This is a genomic window from Pseudomonas sp. 05N433 (assembly GCF_056396925.1).
In genome coordinates this window covers 21,764-30,599 of record NZ_JBFTML010000046.1, presented here as the reverse complement: position 1 = coordinate 30,599, position 8,836 = coordinate 21,764, and the positions used below count along the sequence as shown (strand labels likewise).

6 protein-coding genes are annotated in these 8,836 nt (G+C 59.7%); 1 reads left to right on the top strand and 5 read right to left on the bottom strand.

Annotation, left to right across the window (positions count from 1 at the left end; genetic code table 11):
- Positions 1 to 52 precede the first annotated feature (52 nt).
- The 5 genes from AC1DIS_RS22140 to AC1DIS_RS22120 form a co-directional block, all read right to left on the bottom strand.
- The gene (locus AC1DIS_RS22140; protein WP_477781078.1) at positions 53 to 1,123 is read right to left on the bottom strand and encodes an ABC transporter ATP-binding protein; all 1,071 of its coding nucleotides are present in this window, start codon (positions 1,121 to 1,123) and stop codon (positions 53 to 55) included.
- Positions 1,120 to 2,718, bottom strand: coding sequence for an ABC transporter permease (locus tag AC1DIS_RS22135; protein WP_477781083.1), 1,599 nt, complete (start codon positions 2,716 to 2,718; stop codon positions 1,120 to 1,122). Before AC1DIS_RS22135 ends, AC1DIS_RS22140 begins: the two co-directional genes overlap by 4 nt.
- Before the next feature lie 3 nt (positions 2,719 to 2,721).
- Positions 2,722 to 3,738 carry an iron ABC transporter substrate-binding protein gene (locus tag AC1DIS_RS22130; RefSeq protein ID WP_064617803.1) on the bottom strand — a complete coding sequence of 339 codons (1,017 nt, stop codon included), beginning with the start codon at positions 3,736 to 3,738 and terminating at the stop codon, positions 2,722 to 2,724.
- Positions 3,739 to 4,003: 265 nt separating this feature from the next.
- The gene (locus AC1DIS_RS22125) at positions 4,004 to 5,419 is read right to left on the bottom strand and encodes a sensor histidine kinase (RefSeq protein ID WP_018925839.1); all 1,416 of its coding nucleotides are present in this window, start codon (positions 5,417 to 5,419) and stop codon (positions 4,004 to 4,006) included.
- Positions 5,409 to 6,074: a response regulator transcription factor gene (locus AC1DIS_RS22120; RefSeq protein WP_086944310.1), complete on the bottom strand. Its 666-nt coding sequence runs from the start codon at positions 6,072 to 6,074 to the stop codon at positions 5,409 to 5,411. The genes AC1DIS_RS22125 and AC1DIS_RS22120 overlap by 11 nt, the downstream gene beginning before the upstream one ends.
- A gap of 188 nt (positions 6,075 to 6,262) precedes the next feature.
- On the opposite strand from AC1DIS_RS22120, the gene secF reads away from it, so the two are divergent.
- Positions 6,263 to 8,836 carry a protein translocase subunit SecF gene (gene secF / locus AC1DIS_RS22115; protein ID WP_477743119.1) on the top strand — a complete coding sequence of 858 codons (2,574 nt, stop codon included), beginning with the start codon at positions 6,263 to 6,265 and terminating at the stop codon, positions 8,834 to 8,836.

Genomic DNA, 8,836 nt, shown 5'->3' with positions numbered 1-8,836 from the left:
ATTGTTATATTCGGGGGCGATTTCGTTTCTCGCCCGTTACCGATTCAAAAGCTTAAGGTTCGCTCAGTACATGAGCATGGCCGATGGTCGACACATGAACCTCGCTCCCAGCGGGTGGCGCATGCATGCCGGAACTGCGCACCAGCAATGAACGCCCCGGACGGTCATCAGCGTTCAACGTCTRCAATTCCACGGTCAATGTGCAGGTATTACCGCCGAAGTCGCATTCGGTGACCACGCCGCGACAGCCGTCCTGTTGCTCCAGGCCGTGGGGCGCGCTGATCAGCTGAAGTTGCTCGGGGCGCAGCATGATTTGCGCTGATCGGTTGTTTCTGTGGTTGTTGACCGGTATGCGACCCAGATCGCAATGAGCCCAACCCGCTTCGATTCTGGCCGGCATGACCACGGCATCCCCGAGAAACAGGGCGGTTTGTTCATCGGCGGGATAGCGGTAAAGGTCCAGCGGATGTCCGGATTGCACTAGCCGGCCCTGACGCATCACCGCCAACTGATCGGCGAATGACAACGCTTCACTTTGATCGTGAGTCACCAGAATGGTCGTGACACCGGCGTCAGCCAGAAGCCTTGCGACCAATTTGCGCATGGCGGCGCGCAAACCGGTATCGAGTGCCGAAAACGGCTCGTCCAGCAACATCAGCCGTGGTTGTTGCGCCAGGGCCCGGGCCAGCGCGACACGCTGTTGCTGGCCGCCGGAGAGTTCATGCGGCCAACGATTGGCCATACTCGAGTCCAGTGCCACGCTGTCCATCAACTCGGCGACACGTTCCTGTTTGGCAACGCCCTTGGCCGCCAGCCCGAAACCGATGTTGGCGGCTACGGTCATGTGCGGGAACAGCGCACCATCCTGCGGAACATAGCCGATCAAGCGTTGATGCGCGGGGACCTCGCGGGTGCCGTCGACCAGCATTTGACCATTGAGCGCAAGGCTGCCCGAGTCCGGGAACTCGAAACCGGCGATCATTCGCAGCAAGGTGGTCTTGCCCGAACCGGACGGGCCGACGATCACCGTACGGCTTCCCGTCGGCACCGACAGGCTGATGTTCTCCAGGGCTCGGTGAGAACCGTAGGACTTGCAGATCGAGTGGAGTTCAAGAGTGTTCATCGGCCAGCCGTGCGTTTGGATTGATGGTAAAGAAGTCCGGTTAACGGAAGCGACAGCAGAATCATGAGCAAGGCATAGGGCGCCGCGGCGGCATAGTCGATTTCACTGGTCATTGCCCAGAAACCGGTAGCCAGGGTGCGCGTGCCATTGGGGGCGAGCAGCAGGGTGGCGGTCAACTCATTGCTGACCGCCAGAAACACCAGCGCAGCGCCGGCGGCAGCACCGGGTGCGGCCAGGCGCAGAGTGATCAGCCACAACGCCCGACCAGGCGAACGGCCGAGGCTGCGCGCCATGTTCTCCAGTTCCACCGGCGCCTGGGCGATGCCTGCGCGCAAACTCACCAGGGCGCGGGGCAAAAACATCAGTAAATACGCCAGCAGCACCGTGATGGTGGTCTGGTAAATCGGCCGGGCAAAATGAATCGTCAGCGTTACCAGCGCCAGCGCAACGACAATCCCCGGCAACGCGCTGGTAATGTAGTTGCAGCTTTCCAGCACACGTTGCAACGGGCCCGGTGAGCGAATCGACAGCCAGGCGATCGGGATGGCCGCGCATGTGGTAATTAGCGCGCCGGCGGCCCCGAGCATCAGCGTCTGCTCCAGCGCCGGCAGCAGTTCGCTCAGGTTCCAGACTTGCGCGCCACCGTCGATCAGCCACTTGCCAAGGGTGATCAACGGCACACCGAGTGCCAGCACACAGGTCATGCCTTGCAGCGTCAGCGCGAGCAGGGTGGTGCGCAACTTCAAGCGCACAATCCTTTGTTCGCGCGCGCTTCCCGACCCGACCCGGGCGTAGCGCGCCGTGCCGCGAGCAGCCGACTCGGCCGTCAGCATGGCCAGGCAGCAGAGCGCGAGGACGCCGGCCAGCATATTGGCGGCAGGCCCGTTGAAGGTGGACTTGAACTGATCGAAGATGGCCGTGGTGAAGGTGTCGAAGCGAATCATCGCGTACAGACCGTACTCGGCCAGCAGGTGCAGCCCCACCAGCAAGGCACCGCCGCAGATGGCCAGGCGCAACTGCGGCAGCACCACGCGAAAGAACACTGCCCAGGGCTTGAGCCCCAACGACTCGGAGACATCTTCGATGGCCGGATCGAGCCGGCGCAAAGTCGCTGCTATCGGCAGGTAAAGAAACGGGAAATAGGCGATGACCGACACCAGAACGCCGGCAAACAGGCCATGAATCGGTGGCACCAGACTGACCCACGCATAGCTGTGCACGAATGCCGGCACCGCCAGCGGCGCCGTCGCCAACAGCGACCACCAGCGCCGCCCCGGCAAGTTGGTGCGTTCCGTCAACCAGGCCAGCGCCAGACCCAGTGCGATGCACAAGGGAATGGTGAGCACCACCAGCAGCACGGTGTTGATCAGCAACTCGCYGACGCGTGGGCGCCATACCAGCGTCACCAGCGTCGCCCAGCCAGTCTGCACCGATACGCCGATCACGAAAGCAATCGGCAGCAACGCCAGCAACGACATCAGCACCGACAGGCTAATCACCCAGGCGCCGCCGCGGCCCGAGAAGACGCCGCGAGAGCGTGCGCGCAAGTTTACAGAGGACGCCGCAGCGACCTCTGCCGGTAGCGTTTCAGGCAACAATTAGAGCAACCCGGCCTGGGTCATCAGCTCAACCGCCTTTTTGCTGTCGAGTTTCGAGACGTCGACAGTCGGAGCGTCGAGTTGCTGCAGCGGCACCAGTTTCGGATTGGACTCTGCATTCTTGCCCACGGCGTATTCAAACGAGTTGCCGTTCTTGAGGATCGCCTGGCCGTCTTTGCCGGTAATCCATTTCAGGAATGCCTGAGCCTGTTCCTTGTGTTGACTGGAGGCCAGGACGCCACCGCCGGACAGGCTGACAAAGGCACCTGGATCCTTGTGTTTGAAGTAGCTCAGCGAGGTGTTCTTGCTGTTCTCGCCGGTCTTGGACTGATCGACGAAGCTGTAATAGTGATAGATCACGCCGCTGTCGATCTGACCGGCATTGACCGCCTTGAGCACGGCGCTGTTGCCCCGGTAGGCGGTGAAGTTGGTTTTCATGGCTTTCAGCCAGTCGAGGGTGGCGGCTTCACCCTTGAGTTCCAGTACCGCTGCGACGATGGCCTGGAAGTCGGCACCGGCCGGCGAAGCGGCCCAGCGGCCTTTCCAGTTCGGTGCTGCGAGGTCCATCAGCGATTTTGGCAAGTCTGCTTCAGCCAGCTTGCTCGGGTTGTAGACGAACACCGTGGAGCGTGCGGCAATCCCTACCCATTTGCCATGCGCCGGACGATAGGCCGCGCCCACTTGTTCCAGCGTGCTCGGCGCAACCGGTGCAAACAGCCCCGCGTTGTCGACCAGCACCATCGCCGGGGAGTTTTCGGTCAGGAACACGTCGGCCGGGGACGCTGCACCTTCCTGCACGAGCTGATTGCCCATCTCGGTGTCGTCGCCATTGCGCACGGTCACTTTGATGCCGGTTTCCTTGGTGAAACCTTCGACCCAGGATTTGGTCAGGCTTTCGTGTTGAGCGTTGTAGACCACGATACCCTCCGTCTGCGCAGCGGCATACACGTGACCGGCGCTGAGGAAAGCAGTGGTCAGCAATGCGTTTTTAAGGAACGAGGGGATACGGGAAATCATTCTGTCGACGGCTCCTGTTTTTTTAGTCAACACGCGCAGATTCATCATGGGAACAATGCGAATCATTTGCATGTTTGAGTCGCCGCGAATGTAGAGCGCCAAATGAGAAAAAAACGTCAAAAAAATCGTAAATAGATGTCATTTCACGGTCGACGGAAAACTTGAGCCGACACGGTGGTGGGCAACTTTCAAACGATATCTTCGATCGGAGTGTGGCCTTGGGCCTCTTGGCTGAACTTTGGCCTGGTCTGAGGTGACGCGGGGCTCAAGGCTTATAACGCATCATGGCAATGGTCACGCGCGTCCCTGTCTGCGGCGTACTTTGAACCGTCAGATGTCCACCCAGTCTTTCGACAATCCGCTTGCAGTGGGCAAAGCCAAGCCCGAACGACGATGATTGCGACCGTGCGGCGTCGGCACGGAAAAACACTTGCCCCAATTGCCGGACTTCTTGCGTGGACATGCCTGCACCGTTATCGGTGATCCTGATGATCAAACCGCTGCCCGGATGTTCGTCCAGCATGACGTCGACGGCGCCGCCGGCCGGGGTGTACTTGATGGCGTTGTCCAGCAGGTTGCCAAACACCACTTCCCACTGTTCCGGTCCTCCGGCGACTTGGGCCTGATAATCCTCCAGCAGATGCAGGGAGAGACTGAGACCTTTGAGTTCGGCAGCCTTGCGCCAACGCTCGACAGCATTGAGCGCATTGTCATTCAACCCACTTGCCTGCCCGGCAATCTCGGCGGTGCCCTCCAGTTGCGCAAGGTCCAACAGGCCGAGAGACAGGCGCTTGAGCACCTGCATTTCGGCCAGCACATCACGACAGGTCTGGGCGTAATCTTCGGCGTGCCGTGGCCGCGCCAGAATGACCTCCAGCGCAGAGGTCACGGCAGCAATCGGCGTCTTCAGTTCATGGGAGGCGTTGGCGATAAACAGCCGTTGATGTTCCAGCACCTCCTGAACCGCCGCTTCCATTTGCGCGTAGCTGTCGAACAGCAGTTTTTCTTCCGCCGAGTGCGCCTCGAACACCACCCGGCGGGTGAATTCCGGCGGCTTCAAGGTGCGCAGTTGTCGAGCGAAATGGCGAAGGTTTCGGGTGGAGAGCGACACCACGATAAAACTGCCAAGCGTCGTCAACAGCAATATCCCTATCGCGGCCAGCGCCACCACCCGTTTGAAGGCGTTGACCGCATTGAGCACCGGTTGCGCGTTGGTGGCCACCAGCAGCCTGGCTTTCAGCGGGCCTTCGGGGCTGGCGCGCTCAAGGTCGCCCATCTGTGCGATCCATTTCTCGTGACCGACATCGAACAGGAACGTCTCTTCGTCGCCCGCGCGAACCTGACTCATGGCCTCGCGAAGCGCTTTGCGCATTGACGGCGTTGGTCCCCAGGATTCTTGCAGCATCTCACCCGATATCGATGACAAGTCAAAAAACAGGTCGTGATCGTGATCCAGTTCCGAGGCGAATTCACCCTGGCGCTGATAGACCAACTGCGCGTTTTCGACGCTGATCAGCGACTCGATGACGTCCGACTGGGTATCGAGATGGTGCCGCAGTTCATCGAGCCGGGTGGTTTGCACCCAATGACTCAGCCACACATAGCCGACGAACAACACACACGCCTGAACCACGAACAACGTGAGCGCGATTTTGATGTTCAGTGCCAGGTTACGCCACACGAAGGATCAACCCTTTGCCGCGAACGGTTTCAATCTCGACGTCGGCCCCAGCCAACTTGCGTCGCAGGCGATTGAGCAGCACGTCCAGGCTGTTGCTGTCCGGCTCGCTGTCGAAAGGGTAGAGCAACCCCAGCAATACCGTGCGGGTCTGCAACTGATTCGCCTTGCCGGCCAGCGCCACCAGTAGATTGTATTCCATGCCCGTGAGATCCAGCGGACGGCCGCCGATGCTGACCCGCAAGGTGTCGAGTTCGATGTTCAGATTGCCCAGTGTCAGCGATTTCGAGCCACGGGCGATCGAGCGCCGATAGAGGGCATTGAGCCGCGACACCAATTCGATCATTTCGAAAGGTTTGCTCAGATAATCGTCGGCGCCGCGATCCAGGCCCTGCACCCGATCCACTACTTCGCTTCTGGCCGTGACCATGATCACCGGCACGTCGTTGCCCTTGCCGCGCACCACGCCGAGTACTTCCAGACCCGATATCTGCGGCAGCATCCAGTCCAGCACCAACACGTCGTATTCACTGGCATCGGCATAGTACAAGGCCTCTTTGCCGTCCCTGGCCAGATCCACCACCCAGCCTTCTTCCTCAAGCCCGCGCTTGATGCTGTTACCCAGCAGGGCATTGTCTTCGGCCACCAGAACCTTCATCGCTCGCTTCCTGATCAGGCATTGCAGGCGTGCATTCATTGCATGTCCGGCACGCACTGGCAAGCCGTCGCACAGCCATGTGACTTCGTTAACAAGCGGTTCATTTTCGCTTCTTTAGACTGCCCGCCAGTGGTGAGCGAGCCCTTCGGCTTCGATTCGCTTTTCAGTCCCTTTTCTGGATTTCTTCCATGAGCCTTTCCAGTCGACGCCTGTCGTTCATCCTCCTGACGGGGCTGCTGGCCTGTCTGGTGGCTGCGACATTTTCCAGCCTGGCCACTCATGTGCGCTTCGGGCTGGAGTTTCGCGGTGGTTACGAGATTTATTACGTTGTGAACCCGGCACCGGGCAAAACCCGGCTCGCCAAGGATGACTTGTTGCAGACGGTCGCGATCCTGAGTAAACGCGCCGACAGCATTGGTATTACCGAACCGGACATCCGGGTCGAGGGCGCCAACCATATTCGGGTGAAACTGGCAGGCCTGACGTCCGCCGAAGAATCACGCTCGCTGCTCGGAAGTTCGCAGGGGTTGCCCACGCAGCTGACCGAGAAATACACCCAGACCGTCGGCAGCGTACTCGGCAAAACCGCGCTGGCGGAAACCGTTCAGGCAGGTTTGATCGGCATCGCCTGTATTTTCCTGTTGCTGGTGGGGCTGTACCGCACTGCCGGTTTGATCGCCGCGTTTTGTACGCTGGTCTACCTGTGGCTATTGCTGATTGTATTCACCGCCTCGGGTGCCACCTTGTCGCTGTCGGCGGTGGTCGCGTTTGTGCTGGGCATTGGCATGGCGGCGGATGCGAGCATCATTTGCCTGGAACGTATTCGCGAGGAAATCGACCTTGGCCGGTCTCTGCGCGAAGCCGTGGATAACGGTTTCAAAGGCTCGCTGCCGACGATACGTGATGCAAACCTGGTGACCGCGCTGGCGATGATTGCCTTGTTCGCGGCCGGCATCGGGCCGATTCAAGGATTTGCGCTGACCATGCTGGTGAGCATCGTGATCAGTGTCGCCACTAACTTCTTGCTGATTCGCCAGCTGATGCTGTGGCTGGTCGATACCCAGTGGGTCAGCCAGCGTTGGTTGATCGGAAAGAGCAAGCCGCGCGCCACCAAGGCTCGCCGTTTCAACTTCTTGGGCCTGGGTAAAACGGCGATTGTGGTCTCGTTGCTGACCATCGTTTCCGGCTCGCTGTATTACCGCGCTCACGGCCTGAACCTGGACATTGATTTTACCGCTGGCACTGCGCTGGACATCGACGTCGACCGTGCGATCACTCAGGAAACCGCCACGCAAATCATGACCGGGGCGGGCACCATCCCGGCCACCGTGGCCGTGGGCGGTGCACAGAATCAGCACATCGCCGTACGCTTCGATGAAGTGCTCAAGCCCGCTGATCTGAAGCAGATCATTACTGCGTTCAAGGGTAAGTATCAGACCGTAGAGTACGAGGAAAACACCGCAGACCCGGGCGTTGCACGGGATTTTGCCACTCGGGCCATTTATGCGGTGATTGCGGCATTCGCCAGCATCGCAATCTATATCGGCCTGCGTTTCTCCTGGGCCATCGCCTTGGCAACCTTGCTGCCGATCGTTCAGGACATCCTCATCGTTTCGGCGATCTTCTCGCTGTTCAAGTTCGAGATCGACGTCACTTACATCGCTGCATTGCTGACGATCATCGGCTATTCACTGAACGACAAGATCGTGATCTTCGGACGCATTGTCGAAAACGTGAAAAAGTCCCCGCCGGTGGATGCGCTGGCCTTGTGGAGCCTGATCAACCTGAGCATCAGCCAGACCCTGAGGCGTTCGCTGTACACCGTGCTGACAGTGGTGATGGCGTCGACCTGCCTGTATCTGTTTGCCTGCGAACCGTTGCAGATGTTCTCGCTGGCTCTGGTGCTGGGTCTGATATCCGGCGCGGTGTCGTCGATTTTCATGTCCAGCGCTATCTGGCTGACGCTTTCCCGGCGAAGCTTTCGGGTGGCGAAGGTTGGTTCAACATTGAAACTCAGCCCCAAGCGTGTCCCGCATCTGGCGTCCACGCCGTTCCTGGGGGCACTGCTGTTCGTCTGCACGGTCGGCGTCGGTGGGTGGTTCTGGGTGCCGGCTCAGGCAACGGCCGGTAAAACGACGGTGAGCGCCTCGACGGTGACCGGTTCCCTTGGCGATTTGTCGAGTTTCCGGACGATTACCGTAGACACTGCCCGTTTAGTGGACGCCGGCGACCTGAAAGCAGCCAAGGCTCGCATCACCGATCTGGAAACAGCGTGGGATCAAGCCGAAGAAACCTTGCAGCCGAAGTCGCCGGCTGACTGGACTTCGGTCGATAAATCGATTGACCGTGCACTGTCCCAACTGCGCTCCGGCAACCCGGATCCGCAAGCCTGTGCCGAAGCCTTGAAGACTCTGCTGGCCAAGTTTGATAGCAAGCAGATCAGTGCCGCCATCCCCGTAGCAGCCACTCCCGCCGGGTCGATGGGCGATCTGTCCTACCTGATGGCCATCATTACCGACACCAAAAAGCTACTGGGCAGTGGCGACATGAAAGGTGCAAGGGCCAGGATCACTGACCTGGAAAGTGCCTGGGACCAAAACGAGGAACAACTGCGACCGATTGATCCTGAAGGCTGGACCTCCATCGACAAGTCCCTGGACCGGGCGTTGAAGCAAGTCAGAACTGGGTCGCCGGATCTGACTGCGTGTACTGAGGCGCTGGAAACCCTGGCGACGAAGATCGACAGCAAGCGCCTGCACTGA

What these genes read in the sequence shown, in the direction of transcription:
- AC1DIS_RS22130 (WP_064617803.1), bottom strand. Translation starts at nt 3,738, where the DNA reads ATGATTTCCCGTATCCCCTCGTTCCTTAAAAACGCATTGCTGACCACT.
- secF (WP_477743119.1), top strand. Translation starts at nt 6,263, where the DNA reads ATGAGCCTTTCCAGTCGACGCCTGTCGTTCATCCTCCTGACGGGGCTG.
- AC1DIS_RS22120 (WP_086944310.1), bottom strand. Translation starts at nt 6,074, where the DNA reads ATGAAGGTTCTGGTGGCCGAAGACAATGCCCTGCTGGGTAACAGCATC.